We start from the raw sequence: 20,897 nt of genomic DNA, 5'->3' as shown, positions 1-20,897 counted from the left end.
GAGCATATTAAACACATTCGAGCAGGAATAACCGAGTCGGATGATAAAAAGCACCCCTGAAGGCAAAGACGCGCCGCAAAGTTCGATGCGCACCGCGGAAGGAACTGGCGGGCTGGAAGCCCTGATTGCGCGCGCCCATGCGGATGCGCAAAGCGGTCCGGCGACGAAAGAGCGCGGAATCCCGCCTGTTGAGCGCTGGAACCCTGACTTTTGCGGCGATCTCGATATGGAAATCAAGGCAGATGGCACCTGGTTCTATATGGGTACGCCGATTGGGCGCAAACAGCTTGTGCGGCTGTTTTCGACCGTGCTGCGCAAGGACGACGACGGCCGGACCTATCTCGTAACTCCGGTGGAAAAAGTCGGCATCCGCGTCGAGGATGCGCATTTTGTTGCCGTCGAGATGGAAGTGTCTGGCGAAGGCGATGCGCAGGTGCTGACCTTCCGCACCAATGTGGGAGATGTCGTGACCGCCGACGCGCAGCATCCCCTGCGCTTCGTGATCGAGCGGACAAGCGGTGGATTGAAGCCCTATGTGCTGGTTCGTGGACGGCTGGAGGCGCTGATTGCGCGTGCTGTGATGTATGATCTGGTGGCGCTGGGCGAAGAGATCGAAATCGACGGCGTGCCGACATTTGCGGTTCGCTCTGGCGGCGTGGTCTTTCCGATCATGGCTTCCGATGCACTGGAGGCTGCACTGCAATGAGTGAATTCCCAGCCTTTTCAGCCGGTGATTTTGCCGAGCGGGTTCGGCAGTGGCGTCCCAGCCAGGATGATCTGACGGGCGATCATTCGCTTAATCCCGATATTACACAATTAATGACGATGGCTAAGATGCGCGACGCCGCCGTGCTGGTGCCGGTGGTGGATCGCGGATCGGAGGCCACACTGCTTTTGACGCAACGCACCGATACGCTGCGCAAGCATTCCGGCCAGATCGCCTTTCCGGGCGGCGCAATCGACCCGGAGGACGGCACGGCGGAACGGGCTGCACTGCGCGAGGCGAATGAGGAAATCGGGCTTGCGGCGGATCGTGCGGAGATCATCGGCAACCTGCCGCGTTATCTCACCGGTAGCGGATTTTCGATCACGCCCATTCTGGCGGTGGTGAAAACACCGTTTGACGTGCATCCGAACCCGGATGAAGTCGCCGATATTTTCGAGGTGCCGCTTTCCTTCCTGATGAACCCGGAGAACCATCGGCGTGAAAGCCGGGTATTCAACGGCAAGGAACGCTTTTATTACGCCATGCCTTATCACGAGCGATTCATCTGGGGGGCAACCGCCGGTATCATTCGCGGACTTTATGAAAGGCTCTACGTTTGAGCGAGAGTATGAATATTTCCGGCAAGGCGGACTGGCTGAAAGCAAAGCCGTTGCAAGGCCTGTTCAAGGCGCTGAACCGCGATGGCGGCGAGGCGCGTGTCGTGGGTGGCGCAGTGCGCAACACGCTGCTCGGCACCAAGGTCAGCGATGTCGATCTGGCAACGACGCATTTGCCGCAGGATACGGTGAGGCTGGCAAATGAAGCCGGTTTCAAGCCGGTGCCGACCGGTATCGAGCATGGCACGATCACTGTTGTCGTGCAGGGCCATCCGTTCGAGGTCACGACGCTGCGGCAGGATATTGAAACCAATGGCCGCCATGCCAAGGTCGCCTTCGGCACCGACTGGAAAGCCGATGCGGAACGGCGCGACTTCACCATCAATGCACTTTATGTGACGGCTGATGGCAGCGTGATCGATGATGTGGGCGGGCTTGGCGATATTGAGAGCCGGACGCTACGCTTCATCGGCGATGCGGAACAGCGCATTCGAGAGGATTACCTGCGCATCCTGCGCTTTTTCCGCTTCTTCGCCTGGTATGGTTCGGGACGGCCCGAGGCTGAGGGCTTGCGCGCCAGCGCACGATTGAAGGACGGTCTTTCACAACTTTCCGCCGAACGGGTCTGGTCGGAACTGAAGAAACTCCTGTCCGCTCCCGATCCGTCGCGCGCGCTTTTGTGGATGCGACAGGCCGGTGTCTTGAATCTCATTCTGCCTGAAAGCGAGAAATGGGGCATCGACGCCATTCATGGGCTGGTGCGGACCGAGGCCGATCTTGGCTGGCAGCCTGATCCGCTGCTGCGGCTTGAAAGCATTATTCCACCCGACAGCGTGCGGATGGAGGAGATGGGCAAGCGGCTGAAAATGTCCAATGCGGAAAGGGCGCGGCTTGAAGCCTGGGCACGGGCCGATGCGGTCAAGCCGGAGCTTTCCGAGCAAGCTTTGAAGAAGACTATCTATCGCGGCAGCAAGCAGGCTGTGCTTGACCGCATTCGTCTGGCCTATGCGGCGGCGAGGGCCGATGCTGTGGGCAGCGACGATGCGATGATCCGCGCCGGTGGTTTCGCACGTCTTCTCGATGCTGCCGAACATTACGATGCGCCTGTTTTCCCTGTCACGGGCAGTGATCTTCTGGCTTTGGGCATTGAAAAAGGCCCCGGTCTTGGAGAAACATTGCGGTCTCTCGAAACTTTCTGGATTGACTCCGGTTTTAGTATTGACCGTGCCACGCTTCTGGACAAACTTGATCGCGGTTAGAGCGGTTTCGCTCTAACCGCTTTTTCTCAGGCATTTCCGAACACAAAACCGTGTCTCACTTTTGTTGGAAATGCCCTGAAAATGAATAGCTAATGGCTTGCTTGCAAATTTCAGCCGTAGTTTCATCGCTTTATAGCTGGAGCATGTTTCCCAAAAGTGGGAACCGGTTTTGGGGCGAAACATACCCAAAACAGGCCCAATACTGGCAAAGAAAACTTTTCAGCGCGCGTTTTGAAAGAATATGAGATGTCCAACCCCGATACATCGATACAAGACAAAGCAGCGACCGATCCGAAGCAGAAGTTTGGCACCGAAGGCATCGCCGCCATGGACCGGCCAAGCCCGATCACCCGTTTTTTCATGGGGATCGTATCCTGGGCCGAAGGTCTCAATCTGAAATATGCCAAGCTCGGCAATCCGCCCGTCTACGACAATGCGACTTTCCCCTGGTCCGCCGAGATCGAGAAGGAATGGCCTGCCATCCGCAAGGAGCTGGATACGGTTCTGCTGCGTCAGAGTGAGCTGCCTTCCTTTCAGGATATTTCGACCGATGTGAAAACGATCTCGACCGATAATCGCTGGAAGACATTCTTCCTGCTCGGTTTCGGTGTGAAGTCGGAACAGAACATCAAGGCATGCCCGGAAACCTGGCGTATCGTGAACAAGATTCCCGGCCTGACGACGGCAATGTTCTCCATCTTCGAACCGGGCAAGCATCTGCCGCCGCATCGCGGACCTTATAATGGCGTGCTGCGCCTGCATCTTGGTCTCATCGTGCCGGAACCGAATGACCAGCTTGCCATCCGCGTGGACAATCAGGTCTGTCATTGGCAGGAAGGCAAGGTGTTGATTTTCGACGATGCCTATGAGCATGAGGCGTGGAACCATACCGACAAAACGCGCGTGGTCCTTTTCGTCGACTTTGTGAAGCCGCTCAAGTTCCCGGCTCGACTGGTCAACTGGTGCCTGATGAACCTTGCGATCTTCACGCCGTTCATCAAGGAGGGGCTCGATAACCACAATGAGTGGGAAAAGAAGTTTTATGCGGAAGCCGAAAAGCTGCGCAACCAGCCGAAAAACTGAACGGTTTGACAGCGGCGCTCAGCGCTTATAAATGTGCAGGAGGGCTTATCGCCCTCCTGTTTTTATGTGTTCCCTGCCGCACTGCCATTTTGGGTTTTGCCGGGAATACCATGACGAGGAATTGTTGATGCCGGAGATTGTAGGAAGCCTTTGATCGTTCCGAACAAGCTGCAAGATGGCAGGCGCTGAGAGCGTCTGACTGGCAGTGTTCAGGAGCGGAAACGGCATTGGCCGTGGATGGTTCACCATCCGCGAGAGCTGATGCTTGTCATGGTTTCCATCCAGGCAAGAACAACAATGAATATCTCACGCATGGAACAGCGCGTCTTGCACGTGCTGGCGCAGGGCGGTTACATCCGCCATCTGCGCGAAGACGGACATATCTGCGAAATCGAATGCTTTACCCGTGAAGGCTATCTGCTTTCCGATTGCACGATGGCAGTTTTCCAGCAATTGCGCCGTAAGCGGCTGATCGAATCCCGAATGGGCAGTCCTTATCGCATCTCGTTCAAAGGGCGCGAAAATGTTCGCGCTCAGCTCAATAACCGGTGAAGGAGAGCGTCATGCATATTCGCAAGGAAACGTCTGAAGACGCCGCCGAAATCCGTCACCTCACGGATGAGGCATTCCGCACCGTGGCTTATAGCAACCAGAAGGAAGGAGAGATCGTTGATGCGCTTCGCGCTGCAAAGGCGCTCACTCTGTCGCTGGTTGCCGAAGATAAGGGCGAAATTCTGGGTCATGTCGCATTCTCGCCCGTCCTGATCGGCGGCGAGGACAAGGGCTGGTACGGGCTTGGCCCTGTTTCGGTCCGTCCAGACCGGCAAGGCGAGGGGATCGGCGGCAAGCTGATCCGCGAAGGCCTTGCGCTATTGCGTGCGACTGGAGCTAAAGGCTGCGTTCTTCTGGGTGATCCCGGCTATTACGGTCGTTTCGGCTTCAAGGCCGATGCGCGGCTGAAACTGCCGGGTGTGCCCGCGGAATATTTTCAGTGTCTGGCCTTCGGGCCCGATATGCCACAGGGCGATGCCGCCTATCATACCGCATTCAACATATAAAAAAGGGCCGGGAAACCGGCCCTTTTCATTCAGTACTGTTAAGGCCACTTCACCACGGGCGGCATGGAAGACAGGATGGAATTCACATTGCCGCCGGTCTTGAGGCCGAAGATCGTACCGCGATCATAGAGCAGGTTGAACTCGACATAGCGGCCACGGCGGATGAGCTGCTCGTTGCGATCTGCGTCGGTCCAGTCCTTGTTGAAGTTCTGGCGCACCAGATGCGGATAGACGACCGAGAAACCTCGTCCCACGTCGCGTGTATAGGCAAAATCCGCGTCCCAGCCGCCTTTTTCGTCCGGCGAATGCAGCCAGTCATAGAAGATGCCACCGGTGCCACGCGGTTCATTGCGATGCGGCAGGAAGAAATATTCGTCGCACCAGTCCTTCACGCGCTGATAGTCGACGATGTCCTTGTGCTTCTCGCAGATGAAACGGAAAGCCTTGTGGAAGGCGAGTGTATCGGGATCGTCCTGCGTACGGCGGCTGTCCAGAACCGGCGTCAGGTCGGCACCGCCGCCGAACCACTGGCGCGTGGTCACGACCATGCGCGTGTTCATGTGGACGGCAGGCACATTCGGGTTTTGCGGATGGGCGATGAGCGAAATGCCGCTCGCCCAATAACGCGGGTCTTCCTCTGCGCCGGGAATCTGCTTGCGGAACTCCGGCGAGAACTCGCCATAGACCGTCGAGACATGCACACCGACCTTTTCGAAGACACGGCCATGCATGATCGACATGACGCCACCGCCGCCACGGCCTTCGTCCTTCTGCCAGGGCGTGCGGACGAAACGTCCGGGCTCACGATCTGAAAGTGGGCCCTGCAATTCATCTTCAAGTTGTTCGTAGCTTGCACAGATACGGTCGCGCAGTTCCTCGAACCAGCGCTGTGCCGCCTGTTTCTTCTCTTCGATGTCTGCGGGGATGATTGCTGGAATTTCGTCGCGTTGCATTGTCTGTTTCCTTCCGGCGCGGTTTGCCGGATCGCTCGGCGGTATCAGGCAGCCAAGGGTAAATGGATGAACTATTATTTCTTGGCTTATCAAAGTCCGCTGCAGGCGCAAAGCACGAAGCGCGCGATCACAGGGTAGTATAGACCCTCTCCCCAAGAAAAGACTCGTCTTTGTAGACCCGCTCCCCTATCTTTCTCTACCTAGGGTTTGGAAGTCATTCATTTCCGGTTTTGCCGGGAGGGCATAGCATGACAGCAGCACCGCCCCGTCCACCGCTCGAAGGCTTGCGCAAGCAGCTGCAGAAGAGTCGCGCCCAGAAAGGCCTGAAGCAAAGCCGGATGCCGCGCGACGGTTTCGTTCGCGAGACATTCACCCTGCCGAGGCTGGCGGCACGTGAAAAAGCGCGTGAATGGTTCGAGACATTCCCGAAAGCGGCCTACTGGACGGAAATCGAGAGCTGGTGCGAGCGCCCGGATGACGTGATCGAGTTCACCATGCGCCGGCTGGCGACTGCGGATTAGCGAACTGGTTCAGCCCAGCGGCTTAATTCAATGAATCGAGATTCCAATTAGGACATTGTAAAAACGCCCTGCGGCAAAAGCCCGGGGCGCTTTCAATTCTGGTTCGTTATATCGTTACCCGTTTTGTCTCACGTTGGAAGCTTTGGTTTCAACGTGAGTCTGTTCGACACGATCGAAACAAAGTTCTAGAATTTTACTTTCAGGCCAGCTGATACAGTTGCTGCCTGAAGCGAAGCGCCAGCGCCGTCTGGCACGAAGCTCACGGTGTTGTCGGAGTGATCGAAAGTTTGGGTGTCACCTCTCATTTTCAAGTGCTTTTCAAACCCGGCAGTGACGTAAAGGCTTGTTTGTTCGTTAAACGAATAGGAAGCGTTGGCTTGAAGTTCAAAGTATGGCGCACTGTCAAATGTTTCGTTGAAACGCAGGTTGCGTAGCCAGTGATCGTCGACATCTTTGCCGGAAACGGTGACACCAACACGTCCGAGAGCGCTGAACGACCATCGATCCAGCTTGGTGGTCCATTCAGAACCAATGAAAAGCGCAGGCAAACGCTGTTCGTAACTTATTACTTTTCCGTCAGAAAATGTTCCTTCAGTGTCACGAAAATCGGTTGAACTGTAGACATAATCGCCGCCATAAGCCGTCCACTTCACGTTCGTATACTTAAATCCGCCATGAATATTCAGCGTATTCTGCGGATTGATAACGAAGTTATGCCCCAGGGCGACATCAAAACTGATGTAGCGGTCTAAATCGGTTTCACTTAGAGAGTGATCTGTCCAGTTGTTAAAGTCGTATCCGCTGAAACCGCCTACGTCGGAAAGCCAATCATAATCGTGTAAATTTCCGCTTCCAGTCAGACCGACGTTCAAGTTTCCTGAGAATGTAAGGTCAGAACCAATGTCTGCCGTTATCTTGCCGTTTAAGATCGGCATTTGAGACTTCCAGATAAGATGACTTATTCTATTGTCTTCGTCGTAGACTAGTTCGTCAGCTTTGATCCAGGAGTATCCGATGCTTCCAGAAAATGTATAATTTACATCTGTGGTTTTCTGATTTGAAATATCCGCCGAAATGGCATTGCTGCAGTTCAAAGAATATAAAAAAATAAAGAATATAATTTTCTTCATTATTTAGCCCCATATCAATTAGAGTGTAATTTGAGATGGAGTAATTTTTATAATACTTTGAATCAACCGCTTGTTTGAGCTGGCAATTTATATTCAAAAAAAACTGCCAGCTCAATGATTGGAGTTTTATTTCCCTGCAGTCTGTGGTGCCTTCTCCCACGCATTCCAGTTCTGGATAATGCTGTCGGCATAGGCCTTCCCGACGCGATAGGCGTTGGTTGTGGCGAGCGGGAAGCCGCCGGAATTTGCGGCAAGCGATTCAGCAGCCGTCTGGTCCTTGCCCTGACGGTCGAAGTTCGACGCGGTGCGCAGCAATGCGATGCGGTTGAAATCGAGCTTGCCAGCGTCGGCAGCCCGTTTCAGCGAGGTCAGTGTGGCATTGTCTTCCATCTGGGATGTGCAGTAGTCGGCCTTGCCGTCGGTCAGAAGCTTCGACCATTCGGTCATGGCTTCGCCGAGCTTCGCGCCGTGCCAGTAGGTATCGCCCGAAGCCGTATCGCAGATCGTGACCTTTGGCGAGCCGGTCGCCGCTTCCTGCGTGTAGTGCTTGCGGTATTCCTTCGCTGCGTCGCTATCGAGAAGTTCGATGCCCTTGGTTGTTGCCAGTGCGTAATCGGCCAGCTTGCCGTTCAGTTCGAAGACTTCAGTGCCCGCAGCCCATTTCGGCTTTTCGCCGGGCTTTGCAGCACCGAGGCCGAAAAAGTCCGTTGGCCAGCCTTCCGGTGCTTCCCGAATGTCGATGCGATGGTTCAGATTGGCATCGACGGAATATTTTGCCCAATGCGCCGATCCGAGTGTGCCGTGCTTCGGGTCGACACCGGCAATGCCAGCGATCAGGAAATAGGTGTGCGAGAGGTCGAGCTTGTCGCTCAGCGCCATAGCCGCCGTCGCGCTTGCGGCATTGGCGAAGCCCATCGCCGTCGTCATGTGACAGAGGCCTTCGGCGGTGCAGTCGATCTCTGGATATTCGGGGCTCAGGCCCGGCAGCTTGATCTTCTGCGTGAATTTTTCGCCTTCAAGCCATGGCTTGGCTTCTTCGCCGAACATGGTGATGACCATCACCTTTGGCGCGATAGGCGAAGCCTCCTTGGCGAAAGCCGGAGCGCTTGCCAGCAGGGAAGCGGCGGAAGCAGCAAGAGTGAGTGTACGAACAGACAGGTTCATGGACGAAGCGAGCCTTTCAGACCGGATGGGGCGGGGGTGCTTTGCGAAGCCGGTCCTTTCGCGAAGCGCAATTCTGGCGTTGTCATTCCTGCCGGAGGGAATCGACCTTGTCCCTCCGCTGGCGCAGAGCTTCGCCTGCCGTCATCGCAACCGAAACCGCAAGATTTAGCGATCTCGCGCCGGGCATCATCGGGATCAGAAGCCGTGCATCGGCGGAATTGTGGACATTGTCGGGAACGCCCGACGACTCACGCCCGAAGAGCAGAATGTCATTTTCCTGAAACCGATAATCCGTATAGGGGATCGCTGCCTTGGTGGACAGCAACACGATCCGGCGCTTGGCCTGCAGACGCCAGTCTTCGAAGTGGTGCCAGTCCGCATGGCGGGTGAGGGTTGCCTGCTCCAGATAGTCCATGCCGGCACGCTTCAGGGACCGGTCGGAAATGTCGAACCCGGCAGGTTCGATCAGGTCGACCGCGAAGCCGAGGCAAGCGGCCATACGCAGGATGGTTCCCGTGTTGCCGGGAATGTCGGGCTGGTAAAGTGCGACGCGCAGTTCCATATGATGCGGGTAACGCGAAATGCAGATCGCCGCAAGCACCGAAGGCGGCAATAGCCGGAACATCAACAGCTCCGGTGTCGTGATTTCTACAGAAAACATCTGTAGAAATATTCCCGTTTTGTTCCTCTTCCGTCTTGGCAATTCTTCCGGGACCACCTAAAAGGTGCACCATGTTCAGATGGTTTGAAAAACGACTCGAAGCCTATCCCGAAGAGCCGCCGCGCGAGCCCCCGCGCGGACTGGTAGCCTTTTGCCTTTATTATACCCGCGGTGCCTGGCCGTGGATCATCGGCATGGCAATCTTCACCACGCTCATCGCCGTGATCGAAGTGTCGCTCTTTGCCTTCATGGGCAATATTGTCGACTGGCTGTCACATCAGTCGCGAGAGACATTTCTGAGCAATGAAGGCTGGCGGCTTGCGCTGATTGCTGGTGTTGTTCTGGTCGTCCTTCCGGGCGTGGTACTGATCCATTCGCTGCTTATCCACCAGACATTGCTCGGCAATTATCCGATGCGTGTGCGCTGGCTGATGCACCGTTACCTGATCCGCCAGTCGATGGCTTTCTTTCAGGATGAGTTTGCCGGGCGTATTTCAACCAAGCTGATGCAGACTGCGCTCGCCGTTCGTGAAACGGTGATGAAGCTTCTGGACGTGCTCAACTATGTGATCGTCTATTTTGCGGGCACGCTGTTTATTGCAGCGTCTGCGGACCTTGTCCTGATGATCCCGTTTGCCGTCTGGCTCGTCGTCTACATCATATTGCTGCGCGTTTTCATCCCGCGTCTGCGCGTGATTTCAGAACAGCAGGCCGATGCGCGTTCATCGATGACGGGACGTATCGTCGACAGCTACACCAATATCGCAACCGTGAAGCTTTTCTCGCATTCAAGCCGGGAAGAATCATATGTGAAGGAAAGCCTCGATGGCTTCCTCGGTACCGTGCATCGGCAGATGCGACTCATCACGTTGTTTCATTTCACGCTCTATATGGCGAACTGCATTCTGCTGTTTGCGGTGGGTGCAATCGGCATCCAGCTCTGGATGAATGAAGCGATTTCCGTTGGCGCCGTTGCTGTGGGCATTGGTCTGGTTCTGCGCCTCAACGGCATGTCGCAGTGGATCATGTGGGAAATGTCGGCCCTGTTTGAAAATATAGGTACGGTGGAGGACGGGATCACGACGATTGCGCGTTCGCATGAGGTCGTGGACGTCCCCAGTGCACCGGCATTGCAGGTGACCAGAGGCGAACTCGACTTCGACAAGATCGGCTTCCATTACGGCAAGGGCAAAGGGGTTATCGAAAATCTCACGCTCACGATCCAGCCGGGCCAGAAAGTGGGTCTGGTTGGGCGGTCCGGTGCTGGCAAGTCCACGCTGGTCAATCTGCTGTTGCGCTTCTACGATCTGGAGAAGGGCCGCATTCTGATCGATGGGCAGGACATCTCCAAAGTCACGCAGGATTCGCTTCGCGCCAATATCGGCATGGTGACGCAGGATACCTCGCTTCTGCACCGTTCGGTTCGTGAGAACATCATGTATGGGCGGCCGGATGCGACCGAAGAGATGCTCCAGCAGGCCATTCGTCTGGCGCAGGCCGACCAGTTCATTCCGCTGCTGACCGACCCGAAGGGACGGCAGGGGCTGGATGCGCATGTCGGCGAACGGGGAGTCAAGCTTTCCGGCGGACAGCGCCAGCGCATTGCCATTGCGCGTGTGATGCTGAAGGATGCGCCGATCCTCATTCTGGACGAGGCGACCTCGGCGCTCGATTCGGAAGTCGAAGCAGCCATTCAGGATAGTCTCAACACCTTGATGGAAGGCAAGACCGTGATTGCCATCGCGCACCGCCTTTCCACCATTGCGGCGCTTGATCGTCTCGTGGTGATGGACAAGGGGCGCATCGTCGAAGATGGCACGCATGAGGAACTTGTGGCGCTCGGCGGCATTTATGCAAGTCTATGGGCCCGCCAGTCCGGCGGTTTCCTCGGCTTCGATGAAAATCCCGAGGATGCGCTGGTACAATAAGGACAGAAGCCATTGATGAAAGCGGTTTACAGCCTGTTCGAACGTTGGGTCGATCCCTTTCGTGAACCGGACCGGCTGAGACCGCCTTCAACCACGCTCGGCTTTCTCTGGCATTATGCGAGGCAAGCGAAATGGCCGCTCGCCGTTTCGCTTGCGGTTGGCGGATTGCTGCCGCTGGTCGAGGCGGGCCTGTTCTATTTCACCGGCAGGCTGGTCGATATTCTCGATCAGGCGGGGAAGGGTGGCGTCGAACGAAGCTGGTCGGCGCTTTTGCAGGCGGCAGGGCCAGAACTTCTGTTCATGGGCATAACCGTCCTTGTAATCCGCCTCGTCGTGACGGCGATCAACACGCTGCTGGAAGACCAGACCTTGTCGCCGGGTTTCTACAATATGATCCGCTGGCAGGCGAACTCCTATGTTCTCCGCCAGTCCTATGCCTTCTTCCAGAATGATTTTGCCGGGCGCATTGCCACCAAGGTCTGGCAGGCGGGGCAAGCGGCAGGCGATCTCATTGAAAGTCTCATTCAGGTCGTCTGGTTCATGGCGATCTACAGCATCACCACGCTGTTTCTGGTCGGTCGGCTCGACTGGCGGCTGGCAGCGGCGGTAGTCCTTTGGATCATTGCCTTCGGCTTCATCGCCTGGCGCTATCTGCCGCGCATCCGCAAGCACGCTGAGGCTTCTGCCGAGGCGGGATCGATGATTAACGGGCGTATCGTTGACAGCTATTCCAACATCCAGACGATCAAGCTCAATACTGCCGATGACGATGAGCGCTATCTGCGCGATGGTTTCGAGCGGTATCTCGGCGCAATTCTTCCGTTCATGCGCTCACTCACCGGCGTTCGTGTTTCGCTCACCGCACTTTCCGGCCTGATGATCGTGACGGTTGCGGCGATTGCCATCGATTTGTGGACGCGCAATGCCATCACGGTCGGGCAGGTGTCGTTCACGCTTGGCCTCGTGCTGCGCCTCAATATGCTCCTTGGCCGTCTCATGATGCAGCTCAATGGCATGCTGCGCCAGCTCGGACTGATCGAGAATTCCATGCGGCTGGTTTCTGCTCCGCTCGGTCTTGAGGATAGGCCCGGTGCCAAACCCTTGCAGGTGACTAAGGCGCGTATCGATGTTCAGGATGTCACGTTCCACTACGGCAAGGCTGCGGGCGTTCTCGACAATATCAACCTCACTGTGCGCGGTGGTGAACGCGTCGGTCTCGTCGGGCATTCCGGGGCGGGCAAGTCTACCCTCGTAAATCTCATCCTGCGCCTCTACGATGTCGAGAAAGGCGCGATCCTCGTGGACGGTCAGGACATTCGCGATGTCACCCAGACCTCGCTGCGTCGGGCGGTCGCGGTCGTCAGTCAGGAAACTGCATTGCTGCACAGGTCGCTGCGCGACAACATCATGCTGGCGCGCGACGATGCGACCGACGAAGAACTGCTGCAGGCAGCACGTCAGGCCGAAGCCGATGGGTTCATTGCCAGTCTGGAGGATTTCCAGGGGCGGCGGTCGTTCGATGCCTTTGTGGGCGAGCGCGGCGTCAAGCTTTCTGGCGGGCAGCGCCAGCGCATTGCTATCGCTCGCGCTATTTTGAAGGACGCGCCAATCCTCATCCTCGATGAGGCGACTTCCGCACTCGATTCGGAGGTCGAAGCTTCGATTCAGGAGAATTTGAAACGCCTTATGGATGGAAAGACGGTTATTGCGATTGCTCACCGCCTTTCCACCATCGCAGCGCTCGATCGTCTCGTTGTGATGGATCAAGGCCGCATCGTGGAGGAGGGGACGCATGACGAACTTATCGCCCGCGGTGGCATCTATGCGGGACTTTGGGCCCGCCAGTCGGGCGGTTTCATAGGGAGGAACGGAGAAAGCTGAAAGCTTTCCACTGTCTGTAATGCGTTATCGCTTTGCTGTGCATTCCCTGAATTGAGCAAGCAAATCCGCCTGCGACATCGTGCCGTCATAAGGGGTTGGTGTCTGGACAAGCGATTTTTACGCGCATAAACCGGATAGTGAAATGGAGGGAATTTCGTCCTGTGAGCACTTGCAGGACTACTTTTGCGCAAGTGCAAAAGAGGACGAGGGGAGAGTTCAATTGAACATGCAGGTTGAAAAGGAATTGGCACGTGAGCGCACACGACACGGCTGAGCCGACACGGCGTGATTTTTTGTATATTGCGACGGGAATGGCCGGTGTCGTCGGAGTTGGCGGACTGGCCTGGCCGTTTATCGACCAGATGCGTCCGGACGCTTCGACACTCGCGGCTGCGTCCATCGAGGTTGATGTTTCGTCCCTGACGGAAGGAGCATCACTAACTGTCAAATGGCGTGGTAAGCCGGTTTTCATTCGTAACCGCTCCGCCAAGGAAATCGAGGATGCCAAGACAACCGCTCTTGGTGATCTCAAGGATCAGAACGCACGTAACGCCAACCTCGCAGCGGATGCGCAGGCGACCGATGTCGCCCGCTCGGCAGGCGAGGGCAAGGAAAACTGGCTGGTGATGATCGGCGTGTGTACCCATCTGGGTTGCGTGCCGCTCGGTGAATCCGGTTCTTTCGGTGGCTGGTTCTGCCCATGCCATGGCTCGACCTATGACACTGCCGGACGTATCCGCAGTGGTCCGGCTCCGGAGAACATGCACATTCCGCAATATGCGTTCGCTTCCGATACGGTCATCAGGATCGGCTAACAGGTCTTGGGGAGAGAAGACATGAGTGGTGGACACTCCACATACACGCCGAAGACCGGCATCGAAAAATGGGTGGACGAACGGCTTCCCTTGCCGCGTCTCGTCTATGATTCCTTCGTGGCCTATCCGACGCCGCGTAACCTGAACTACATGTACACCTTTGGTGGCATTTTGAGCTTCATGCTCATTTCGCAGATCCTGACCGGCGTTGTGCTGGCCATGCATTATGCTGCCGATACGGGCATTGCGTTCAATTCCGTCGAAAAGATCATGCGCGACGTCAACTCCGGTTGGCTGCTGCGCTACATGCACTCCAACGGTGCATCCTTCTTCTTCATTGCCGTCTATCTCCATATCGCTCGCGGTCTCTATTACGGTTCCTACAAGGCGCCGCGCGAGCTTCTGTGGATTCTGGGCGTGGTGATCTTCCTTCTCATGATGGCTACCGCCTTCATGGGCTACGTGCTGCCATGGGGCCAGATGTCCTTCTGGGGTGCGACGGTTATCACCGGCTTCTTCACGGCTTTCCCGATCATCGGCGAACCGATCCAGCAGCTTCTGCTGGGCGGCTTTGCGGTCGACAATCCAACGCTCAACCGCTTTTTCTCGCTGCACTATCTGCTGCCGTTCATGATTGCCGGTGTCGTTATCCTGCACGTCTGGGCGCTGCATGTGACGGGTCAGACCAATCCGACCGGCATTGAAGTCAAGTCCAAGACCGACACGCTGCCGTTCACGCCTTATGCGACCATCAAGGACGCTTTCGGCGCGCTCGTCTTCTTCGTGTTCTTCGCCTACTTCGTCTTCTACATGCCGAACTTCCTCGGTCATCCGGATAACTATATCCCGGCTGATTCTCTGAAGACACCTGCTCACATCGTTCCAGAATGGTACTTCCTGCCGTTCTACGCGATGCTGCGCGCCATCACCTTCAACATCGGCCCGATCGACTCGAAGCTCGGCGGCGTTCTGACCATGTTCGGTTCGATCGCAATCCTCTTCGTCGTGCCGTGGCTCGATACGTCGAAGGTTCGTTCGGCTGTCTATCGTCCGTGGTTCAAGCTGTTCTTCTGGCTGTTCGTGATCAACGCCATCTTCCTCGGCTGGCTGGGTTCGCGTCCTGCGGAAGGTTCCTACGTCTTCATGGCGCAGCTGGGTACGCTCTACTACTTTGCTTTCTTCATCATCATCATGCCGGTCATCGGCTTGATCGAAACGCCGAAGCGTTTGCCGAACTCGATCACCGAGGCGGTTCTGGAGAAGAGCGGCAAGGCCGGGGTTACCCCCGTGGAAATCCCTGTTGAAACTCGGGGCTGAACCAGCGAGAGAGATGAAGGACGTAACAATGAAAAACATCCTCAAGAATTTCGCTGCCTTCGGTATTGCTCCGCTGGTCGCGCTTGGTATCGCCCTGGGTGGTGCCTCGGCTGAGGAAGGCGGCAATGCCGCGGAGCCGGAACATTTCCCGATCCACCATCCCAAGCAGGAAAAGTGGAGCTTTGCCGGTCCGTTCGGAACCTATGACAAAGGACAGCTTCAGCGTGGCCTGAAGGTCTACAAGGAAGTTTGTTCGGCCTGTCATTCGATGAACCTGGTGGCCTTCCGCACGCTGGAAGGTCTCGGCTACTCACCGGAGCAGGTCAAGGCATTTGCCGCTGAATATGAAGTACAGGACGGGCCGAATGCGGATGGCGAAATGTTCACCCGCAAGGCGATCCCGACTGATCACTTCCCGGCGCCATTTCCGAACGCGAACGCAGCTGCGGCCGCGAACAACGGTGCAGCTCCTCCGGACTTCTCGCTGATCGCGAAGGCTCGTGGTGTTGAACGCGGCTTCCCGACCTTCATCTTCGACATATTCACGCAATATGCCGAAGCAGGTCCGGACTACATCCATTCACTGCTGACCGGCTATGATGAACAGCCACCAGCGGGGATGCATATTCCTGAAGGGACGCATTTCAACCCATACTTCATCGCCGGCAAGTCGCTGGCCATGGCAAAGCCGCTGAGCGACGACCAAGTCACCTATGACGATGGTTCGCCGCAAACGGTGGATCAGTATGCACGCGACGTTTCGGCATTCCTGATGTGGGCTGCAGAGCCGCATCTGGAAGATCGCAAGCGGACCGGTTTCCGGGTCATCATATTCCTGATCCTTTTTGCCGGTCTGGTTTATGTCGCCAAGCGTTCGATCTGGTCGGATGTTAAACACTGACAATAGATCAACCTGAATTAAAAGATGGGCGCCGTGGGCGCCCATTTTTTTGTGCTGGAACTGGAAGATCAGCCTTGCCACAATTAGGCCATGCAAATGACCGTGCGTCGCCGCAATGTTCTTGGCAGAAATGGGCGGTTTCTTTTGCAATTTGCCCGTTTGAGGGTGTAAAGGTCCTTGGTCCCAACTTTGCCTTGATTAACTTGACCGGCCCGCAGGCCGCCTGAAAGGATGGAAAATGGAATCCGGATTTAAAGCCAGCTTGAAGGATGCGATCCGCACCATTCCGGACTATCCCAAGCCGGGCGTCCAATTCCGTGACGTGACGACGCTTATGGGCGATGCGCAGGCATTTCGCCGTTCCGTCGATGAGCTGGTCTATCCCTATGCAGGCAACAAGGTCGACAAGGTAGCGGGCATCGAAGCACGTGGCTTTATTCTCGGCGGCGCAATCGCGCATCAGCTGTCGGCTGGTTTCGTACCGATCCGCAAGAAGGGCAAGCTGCCGCGCGATACAGTGCGCATTGCCTACAGCCTTGAATATGGCATCGATGAAATGGAAATGCATCGCGACGCGATTGAAAAGGGCGAACGGATCATTCTGGTGGACGATCTGATCGCCACGGGCGGAACGGCGGAAGCGGCAGCGAAGCTTTTGCTTCAGATGGGCGCAGAGATCGTCGCAGCCTGCTTCATCATCGACCTGCCGGATCTCGGCGGACGCAAGAAGCTGGAAGCTCTTGGCGTGCCGGTCCGCACGCTCGTGGCCTTTGAAGGCGACTGAGAATACGAAAAAGCCCGGACATTGCTCCGGGCTTTGTTATTTCAGGCATCAGCCTTGGGCGGCAGTTTCACCATCGCCGCATTGTCGAAGGAAAGCACCTCTTCGCCATTCTGGTTATGGGCGCTCGTCGTCATGGTCAGCATCGACCAGCCGGGGCGGGAGGCGAGCGGCCTTATGGCGTGGACCAGGCGCTTGTAGGTGATCGTATCTCCGGCATAGACGGGCTTTGACCATTTCAGGTTTTCAAAGCCGGGTGAGGGGCCGAATGTCGGCGGCGTCTCGCCGCGTTTCAGAGCTTCCTTCGTTGCCTTGACGATGGAAGCGACATTGAGCTTCATGAACACTGCAGTGGTGTGCCAGCCGGAAGCACAAAGTCCGCCGAAGACGCTCTTTTTTGCCGCTTCGCTGTCCAGATGGAACGGCTGCGGATCATATTTTCTGGCGAAATCGATGATTTCCTCGGCAGTAAACGTATAGCTGCCGATGACGAGGTTCTGCCCGAGATTTTCTTCCAGGAAACTCATGACGCCCCTCCTGCCGTCGCATCGTAATCGCGGCGCAGCATCATGCATGGATGCTGCATTTCGCACACGCTCTCACCACGCTGATTGAACAGTTCATGGTGGAACGTCACCAACCCGATTGCCGGGCGCGATTTGGAAATGCGTTTGTCCTTGATGGTCGTCACACCATTCAGCGTATCGCCCGCGAGTACGGGGCGTTTCCAACGCGTGAATTCGACGCCGGGACCACCCTGTGACGTTGAGTTTGTAAGATAGGCATCGCAGACCATGCGCATGATGAGGGAGGTGGTCTGCCATCCTGATGCCGCCAGCCCGCCGAGCACGCTCGCCTTGCCTGCTTCCTCATCAAGATGGAACGGCTGCGGATCGAACTCGCTGGCAAACTCGATGATTTCTTGCTTGTTGATCGTACGAGGACCGAAGGGAAGGGTCATTCCCGGCTCCATATCCTCATAAGCATATTTAGGCAGAGGCTTGCTCACCCTCGATCTCCTCCGAGTAGGCATAAAGAAAAGGCCGCCGGTTTCCGGCGGCCTGAACGTATCAGGTATTGAAGCGGAACAGCATCACATCGCCGTCATGGACGATGTATTCCTTGCCTTCGTCCCTTGCCTTGCCGGCTTCCTTCGCTCCGACTTCGCCATTGTATTTGACGTAGTCTTCATAGGCGATGGTCTGGGCACGGATAAAGCCGCGCTCGAAATCGGTATGGATGACACCGGCAGCGCCGGGAGCCTTGGTGCCGCGCCGGATTGTCCAGGCGCGGGTTTCCTTCGGCCCTGCGGTGAAATAGGTGATGAGGTCGAGAAGCTTGTAACCGGCGCGGATCAGGCGGTCGAGACCCGGTTCCTCAAGGTCCATGCTTTCCAGATATTCCTTGGCTTCCTCATCGGGAAGCTGCGCAACTTCCGCTTCGATTGCAGCCGAAATGATGACCGTCTGGGCACCCTGTTCCTCGGCCATCTTGTCGACGGCAGCGCTATACTCGTTGCCCTTGGCCGCATCGCCTTCAGCGACGTTGCAGACATAAAGAACCGGCTTGGAGGTGAGAAGGTTCAGGCCCTTCAGCGTCAGCAGGTCTTCTGCGGCAATATCCTTCAGCATCAGGCGGACCGGCTGGCCGTTCTGGAGCAGTTCGAGTGCTGCTTCCATCACCGGCAGAATGGTTGGGGCTTCCTTGTCCTTGCCGGTAGCGCGCTTGCGGATTTGCACGATGCGGCGCTCGATGCTTTCGAGGTCCGACAGCATCAGCTCCGTTTCAACCGTCTGGGCGTCCGATACCGGATCGATACGACCTTCGACATGGGTGATATCGTCATCCTCGAAGCAACGCAGCACATGCACGATGGCATCCACTTCGCGGATATTGGCGAGGAACTGGTTGCCGAGACCTTCACCCTTCGATGCGCCGCGCACGAGGCCGGCAATATCAACGAAGTTGATGCGGGTCGGGATGATTTCCTTCGAACCGGCAATCCGGGCGATATCGTTCTGGCGCGGATCGGGAACCGCCACTTCGCCCGTGTTCGGCTCGATGGTGCAGAACGGATAGTTTGCGGCCTGTGCGGCGGCCGTTTTGGTCAGCGCGTTGAAAAGCGTCGACTTGCCAACATTTGGCAGACCGACGATGCCGCATTTGAAACCCATGATCGTACCTATCAGACTAGAATTCTATTGTTGTGGCTATGCGTCATCGGACCGTGAAGCGTCAAGAGGCGGAGGCGTCGCGCCCTTGGGAACGGCTTACTTTTACGCATTCTCCCATGCAAAACCGCTTCGCACTTTTGCTGGAACTGTTTTAGTCCTTTTTCCCAAGCAGCTTTTTCAGCATTTCAGCCATCGGGCCGCTGGCAGGAATATTCGGCTTCTTCTGGTTCTGCCGCGCCTGGCGAATATGGCTCTGCGCCTTTGGTGGCGCCTTTTCCAGTTGTGCGGGATCGGCCTTGAAACCGCTGGGCCGTTGATTGCCGTCGCCCATGGCGAGCGCAATGCGGTTCATGAAACTGTTGTCTTCGCCCTTGGCGGCAAGCAGGCCCACATTGTCGGCAATAGCGCCCAGAAGCGTATCCAGCCATTCATTGTCGGCCTTGGCGAAATCGCCGAGGACATAGTTATGCACGAGTTCCTTCGCACCCGGATGGCCGATGCCAAGCCGCATGCGGCGATAATTCTGGCCGCCGGGGAAGGCCTGCATATGCGCGTCGATGGATTTGATGCCGTTATGACCGCCGGAGCCGCCGCCGGTCTTGATGCGCAGCTTGCCCGGAATGAGGTCGAGTTCGTCATAGATCACGACGAGATCGGCAGGTGTCAGCTTGTAGAAGCGCATGGCTTCGCCGATGGACTGACCCGAAAGGTTCATAAAAGTCTGCGGCTTGACCAGCAGCACTTTTTCGCCGTCGATCACGCCGTCGGCAATCTCGGCCTGAAACTTCTTCTGCCAGTTGGAAAAGCGATGGCGGCGGAATATTTCATCCGCCGCCATGAAACCGATATTGTGCCGGTTATGCGCATATTTGGGGCCCGGATTGCCAAGACCTGCAATGAGCAGCATGGTTCAGAGCCCCTTCTGTAGCGCTTCCCGAAAAGTGGGAACCGGTTTTCGGATAAGAAGCGCGTTAGCGCTCCTGTGCGGAAAGCGATTATTCGCCGTCCTTGGCTTCTTCTTCTGCAGCACCTTCCGAAGCAGCTTCTTCCGACTTCAGGCCGGCAGGAGCAGCAATCGTGGCGATGGTGAAGTCGCGATCCTGGATGGCAGCGGTCACGCCCTTCGGCAGCTTGATCGCCGAAATGTGGACGGAGTCGCCGATTTCGAGGCCGGTCAGGTCGAACTCGAGTGCTTCCGGAATTGCATTGGCCGGAACGATCAGTTCAACGTCGTGACGAACGATGTTGAGAACGCCGCCGCGCTTGATGCCCGGAGCTGCTTCTTCGTTCTTGAAGTGAACAGGAACATTCACGTGGACGACCGACTTCGCGGAAACGCGCAGGAAGTCGACATGCTGCGGGAAGTCACGGACCGGATCCAGCTGGTAGTCCTTCGGGAGGACCTGAATCTTCTTGCCGTCTACTTCGATCGTGGCAACAGTGGTCTTAAAGCCACCGCCATGAATCTTGTAGAAGATCTCCTTGTAGGAGACGGCGATTGCGAGGGGTTCCTGCTTGTCGCCATAGATGACTGCAGGAATCTGGCCGTTGCGACGCAGTTCGCGGGAGGACCCCTTACCAACCCGGGTACGCAGATCGGCCTTGAGCACGTAAGTCTCGCTCATGGCATTTCCTTTCGATGTTACTGGAGTGTCGCTCGCTGTATAATCTGCGCATGATCTTGTCCGAAAACCGGTTTCCACTTTTCGGGATCATGCTTCAACAAACGACATGAAACAGCCCGTATTGTCTGTCACAAGGTGAAAGACCGGACCGCTCCATTCCGCGTTGCCTCCAAGGGTGTCTACGCGGATGGCGCTGGCTATAGACCATAGCGTGCGGCGGCGCAAGTTTTTTGGGCTGCGAGCAGTTCCCGTGCCCGGCATCTGTGGGCATTTCTCATAACCGGTGGCATTGGCGGCGTCAAAGATGTTAAGCGAATGCCTGA

General features: G+C 56.5%; 22 protein-coding genes. 13 read left to right on the top strand and 9 right to left on the bottom strand.

Annotation, left to right across the window (positions count from 1 at the left end; all coding sequences use genetic code 11):
* The first annotated feature begins 40 nt into the window (after positions 1-40).
* The 6 genes from AC1RHM_RS04180 (at position 41) to AC1RHM_RS04155 (ending at position 4,723) form a co-directional block, all read left to right on the top strand.
* Entirely contained in the window at positions 41-706 is a 666-nt protein-coding gene (locus tag AC1RHM_RS04180; protein WP_010659595.1) for a DUF1285 domain-containing protein, read from the top strand.
* The gene (locus AC1RHM_RS04175) at positions 703-1,326 is read left to right on the top strand and encodes a CoA pyrophosphatase (RefSeq protein ID WP_010659596.1); all 624 of its coding nucleotides are present in this window, start codon (positions 703-705) and stop codon (positions 1,324-1,326) included. Before AC1RHM_RS04180 ends, AC1RHM_RS04175 begins: the two co-directional genes overlap by 4 nt.
* A complete protein-coding gene (locus AC1RHM_RS04170; protein ID WP_029376055.1) occupies positions 1,323-2,582 on the top strand; it encodes a CCA tRNA nucleotidyltransferase in 1,260 nt (419 codons plus the stop codon). Before AC1RHM_RS04175 ends, AC1RHM_RS04170 begins: the two co-directional genes overlap by 4 nt.
* Positions 2,583-2,828: 246 nt before the next feature.
* On the top strand, positions 2,829-3,665 hold the full coding sequence (gene olsC / locus AC1RHM_RS04165) for an ornithine lipid ester-linked acyl 2-hydroxylase OlsC (RefSeq protein ID WP_010659598.1): 837 nt from the start codon (positions 2,829-2,831) through the stop codon (positions 3,663-3,665).
* Between the two features lie 297 nt (positions 3,666-3,962).
* Positions 3,963-4,217 carry a YjhX family toxin gene (locus AC1RHM_RS04160; RefSeq protein ID WP_010659599.1) on the top strand — a complete coding sequence of 85 codons (255 nt, stop codon included), beginning with the start codon at positions 3,963-3,965 and terminating at the stop codon, positions 4,215-4,217.
* Positions 4,218-4,228: 11 nt separating this feature from the next.
* On the top strand, positions 4,229-4,723 hold the full coding sequence (locus tag AC1RHM_RS04155) for a GNAT family N-acetyltransferase (RefSeq protein ID WP_010659600.1): 495 nt from the start codon (positions 4,229-4,231) through the stop codon (positions 4,721-4,723).
* A gap of 38 nt (positions 4,724-4,761) precedes the next feature.
* On the opposite strand, the gene hemF is transcribed toward AC1RHM_RS04155, so the two are convergent.
* On the bottom strand, positions 4,762-5,676 hold the full coding sequence (gene hemF, locus AC1RHM_RS04150; protein ID WP_010659601.1) for an oxygen-dependent coproporphyrinogen oxidase: 915 nt from the start codon (positions 5,674-5,676) through the stop codon (positions 4,762-4,764).
* 248 nt (positions 5,677-5,924) lie between these two features.
* On the opposite strand from hemF, the gene AC1RHM_RS04145 reads away from it, so the two are divergent.
* Positions 5,925-6,197 (top strand): hypothetical protein, encoded by a 273-nt coding sequence (locus tag AC1RHM_RS04145; RefSeq protein WP_010659602.1) that lies wholly within the window; start codon positions 5,925-5,927, stop codon positions 6,195-6,197.
* 185 nt (positions 6,198-6,382) lie between these two features.
* Here AC1RHM_RS04145 and AC1RHM_RS04140 read toward each other — a convergent pair whose 3' ends face one another.
* The 3 genes from AC1RHM_RS04140 to AC1RHM_RS04130 form a co-directional block, all read right to left on the bottom strand.
* Positions 6,383-7,327 carry an omptin family outer membrane protease gene (locus tag AC1RHM_RS04140; RefSeq protein ID WP_036563636.1) on the bottom strand — a complete coding sequence of 315 codons (945 nt, stop codon included), beginning with the start codon at positions 7,325-7,327 and terminating at the stop codon, positions 6,383-6,385.
* A 126-nt stretch (positions 7,328-7,453) separates the two neighbouring features.
* Entirely contained in the window at positions 7,454-8,491 is a 1,038-nt protein-coding gene (locus AC1RHM_RS04135; RefSeq protein ID WP_010659605.1) for a purine-nucleoside phosphorylase, read from the bottom strand.
* An 82-nt stretch (positions 8,492-8,573) separates the two neighbouring features.
* Complete coding sequence (locus AC1RHM_RS04130) at positions 8,574-9,053, bottom strand: tRNA (cytidine(34)-2'-O)-methyltransferase (RefSeq protein ID WP_010659606.1); 480 nt, start codon at positions 9,051-9,053, stop codon at positions 8,574-8,576.
* Between the two features lie 170 nt (positions 9,054-9,223).
* Here AC1RHM_RS04130 and AC1RHM_RS04125 point away from each other — a divergent pair, with 170 nt between their 5' ends.
* From AC1RHM_RS04125 to AC1RHM_RS04100, 6 genes are all read left to right on the top strand, one after another.
* Positions 9,224-11,080 (top strand): ABC transporter ATP-binding protein, encoded by a 1,857-nt coding sequence (locus AC1RHM_RS04125; protein ID WP_010659607.1) that lies wholly within the window; start codon positions 9,224-9,226, stop codon positions 11,078-11,080.
* 15 nt (positions 11,081-11,095) lie between these two features.
* Complete coding sequence (locus AC1RHM_RS04120) at positions 11,096-12,961, top strand: ABC transporter ATP-binding protein (protein ID WP_029376056.1); 1,866 nt, start codon at positions 11,096-11,098, stop codon at positions 12,959-12,961.
* Between the two features lie 251 nt (positions 12,962-13,212).
* Complete coding sequence (gene petA, locus AC1RHM_RS04115; RefSeq protein WP_010659609.1) at positions 13,213-13,776, top strand: ubiquinol-cytochrome c reductase iron-sulfur subunit; 564 nt, start codon at positions 13,213-13,215, stop codon at positions 13,774-13,776.
* 21 nt (positions 13,777-13,797) lie between these two features.
* Positions 13,798-15,093 (top strand): cytochrome b, encoded by a 1,296-nt coding sequence (locus AC1RHM_RS04110; protein WP_010659610.1) that lies wholly within the window; start codon positions 13,798-13,800, stop codon positions 15,091-15,093.
* Positions 15,094-15,121: 28 nt separating this feature from the next.
* The gene (locus AC1RHM_RS04105) at positions 15,122-15,994 is read left to right on the top strand and encodes a cytochrome c1 (protein WP_012091661.1); all 873 of its coding nucleotides are present in this window, start codon (positions 15,122-15,124) and stop codon (positions 15,992-15,994) included.
* 238 nt (positions 15,995-16,232) lie between these two features.
* Positions 16,233-16,778, top strand: a complete 546-nt coding sequence (locus AC1RHM_RS04100) for an adenine phosphoribosyltransferase (RefSeq protein ID WP_010659612.1) — start codon at positions 16,233-16,235, stop codon at positions 16,776-16,778.
* A 41-nt stretch (positions 16,779-16,819) separates the two neighbouring features.
* On the opposite strand, the gene AC1RHM_RS04095 is transcribed toward AC1RHM_RS04100, so the two are convergent.
* The 5 genes from AC1RHM_RS04095 to AC1RHM_RS04075 all read right to left on the bottom strand — a co-directional run bounded on the left by AC1RHM_RS04095 (position 16,820) and on the right by AC1RHM_RS04075 (position 20,574).
* Positions 16,820-17,302, bottom strand: a complete 483-nt coding sequence (locus AC1RHM_RS04095; RefSeq protein ID WP_010659613.1) for a MaoC family dehydratase — start codon at positions 17,300-17,302, stop codon at positions 16,820-16,822.
* Positions 17,299-17,784: a MaoC family dehydratase gene (locus AC1RHM_RS04090; protein WP_010659614.1), complete on the bottom strand. Its 486-nt coding sequence runs from the start codon at positions 17,782-17,784 to the stop codon at positions 17,299-17,301. Before AC1RHM_RS04090 ends, AC1RHM_RS04095 begins: the two co-directional genes overlap by 4 nt.
* Positions 17,785-17,845: 61 nt before the next feature.
* Positions 17,846-18,949: a redox-regulated ATPase YchF gene (ychF, locus tag AC1RHM_RS04085; RefSeq protein ID WP_151576233.1), complete on the bottom strand. Its 1,104-nt coding sequence runs from the start codon at positions 18,947-18,949 to the stop codon at positions 17,846-17,848.
* A 151-nt stretch (positions 18,950-19,100) separates the two neighbouring features.
* Positions 19,101-19,856: an aminoacyl-tRNA hydrolase gene (gene pth, locus AC1RHM_RS04080; protein ID WP_010659616.1), complete on the bottom strand. Its 756-nt coding sequence runs from the start codon at positions 19,854-19,856 to the stop codon at positions 19,101-19,103.
* An 88-nt stretch (positions 19,857-19,944) separates the two neighbouring features.
* Positions 19,945-20,574, bottom strand: coding sequence for a 50S ribosomal protein L25/general stress protein Ctc (locus AC1RHM_RS04075; RefSeq protein WP_010659617.1), 630 nt, complete (start codon positions 20,572-20,574; stop codon positions 19,945-19,947).
* Positions 20,575-20,897: the final 323 nt, after the last annotated feature.

It is taken from the genome of Brucella sp. GW823-FHT04E01, assembly GCF_058796175.1.
Note: the sequence above shows the minus strand (reverse complement) of the source record. Positions and strands in the feature narration are given on the sequence as shown.

Excerpts from the sequence above, each read along its gene's own strand:
- AC1RHM_RS04180 (WP_010659595.1), top strand. The coding sequence starts at position 41 with ATGATAAAAAGCACCCCTGAAGGCAAAGACGCGCCGCAAAGTTCGATG.
- AC1RHM_RS04175 (WP_010659596.1), top strand. The coding sequence starts at position 703 with ATGAGTGAATTCCCAGCCTTTTCAGCCGGTGATTTTGCCGAGCGGGTT.
- olsC (WP_010659598.1), top strand. The coding sequence starts at position 2,829 with ATGTCCAACCCCGATACATCGATACAAGACAAAGCAGCGACCGATCCG.
- AC1RHM_RS04160 (WP_010659599.1), top strand. The coding sequence starts at position 3,963 with ATGAATATCTCACGCATGGAACAGCGCGTCTTGCACGTGCTGGCGCAG.
- AC1RHM_RS04155 (WP_010659600.1), top strand. The coding sequence starts at position 4,229 with ATGCATATTCGCAAGGAAACGTCTGAAGACGCCGCCGAAATCCGTCAC.
- hemF (WP_010659601.1), bottom strand. The coding sequence starts at position 5,676 with ATGCAACGCGACGAAATTCCAGCAATCATCCCCGCAGACATCGAAGAG.
- AC1RHM_RS04145 (WP_010659602.1), top strand. The coding sequence starts at position 5,925 with ATGACAGCAGCACCGCCCCGTCCACCGCTCGAAGGCTTGCGCAAGCAG.
- AC1RHM_RS04140 (WP_036563636.1), bottom strand. The coding sequence starts at position 7,327 with ATGAAGAAAATTATATTCTTTATTTTTTTATATTCTTTGAACTGCAGC.
- AC1RHM_RS04135 (WP_010659605.1), bottom strand. The coding sequence starts at position 8,491 with ATGAACCTGTCTGTTCGTACACTCACTCTTGCTGCTTCCGCCGCTTCC.
- AC1RHM_RS04130 (WP_010659606.1), bottom strand. The coding sequence starts at position 9,053 with ATGGAACTGCGCGTCGCACTTTACCAGCCCGACATTCCCGGCAACACG.
- AC1RHM_RS04125 (WP_010659607.1), top strand. The coding sequence starts at position 9,224 with ATGTTCAGATGGTTTGAAAAACGACTCGAAGCCTATCCCGAAGAGCCG.
- AC1RHM_RS04120 (WP_029376056.1), top strand. The coding sequence starts at position 11,096 with ATGAAAGCGGTTTACAGCCTGTTCGAACGTTGGGTCGATCCCTTTCGT.
- AC1RHM_RS04110 (WP_010659610.1), top strand. The coding sequence starts at position 13,798 with ATGAGTGGTGGACACTCCACATACACGCCGAAGACCGGCATCGAAAAA.
- AC1RHM_RS04105 (WP_012091661.1), top strand. The coding sequence starts at position 15,122 with ATGAAAAACATCCTCAAGAATTTCGCTGCCTTCGGTATTGCTCCGCTG.
- AC1RHM_RS04100 (WP_010659612.1), top strand. The coding sequence starts at position 16,233 with ATGGAATCCGGATTTAAAGCCAGCTTGAAGGATGCGATCCGCACCATT.
- AC1RHM_RS04095 (WP_010659613.1), bottom strand. The coding sequence starts at position 17,302 with ATGAGTTTCCTGGAAGAAAATCTCGGGCAGAACCTCGTCATCGGCAGC.
- ychF (WP_151576233.1), bottom strand. The coding sequence starts at position 18,949 with ATGGGTTTCAAATGCGGCATCGTCGGTCTGCCAAATGTTGGCAAGTCG.
- pth (WP_010659616.1), bottom strand. The coding sequence starts at position 19,856 with ATGCTGCTCATTGCAGGTCTTGGCAATCCGGGCCCCAAATATGCGCAT.
- AC1RHM_RS04075 (WP_010659617.1), bottom strand. The coding sequence starts at position 20,574 with ATGAGCGAGACTTACGTGCTCAAGGCCGATCTGCGTACCCGGGTTGGT.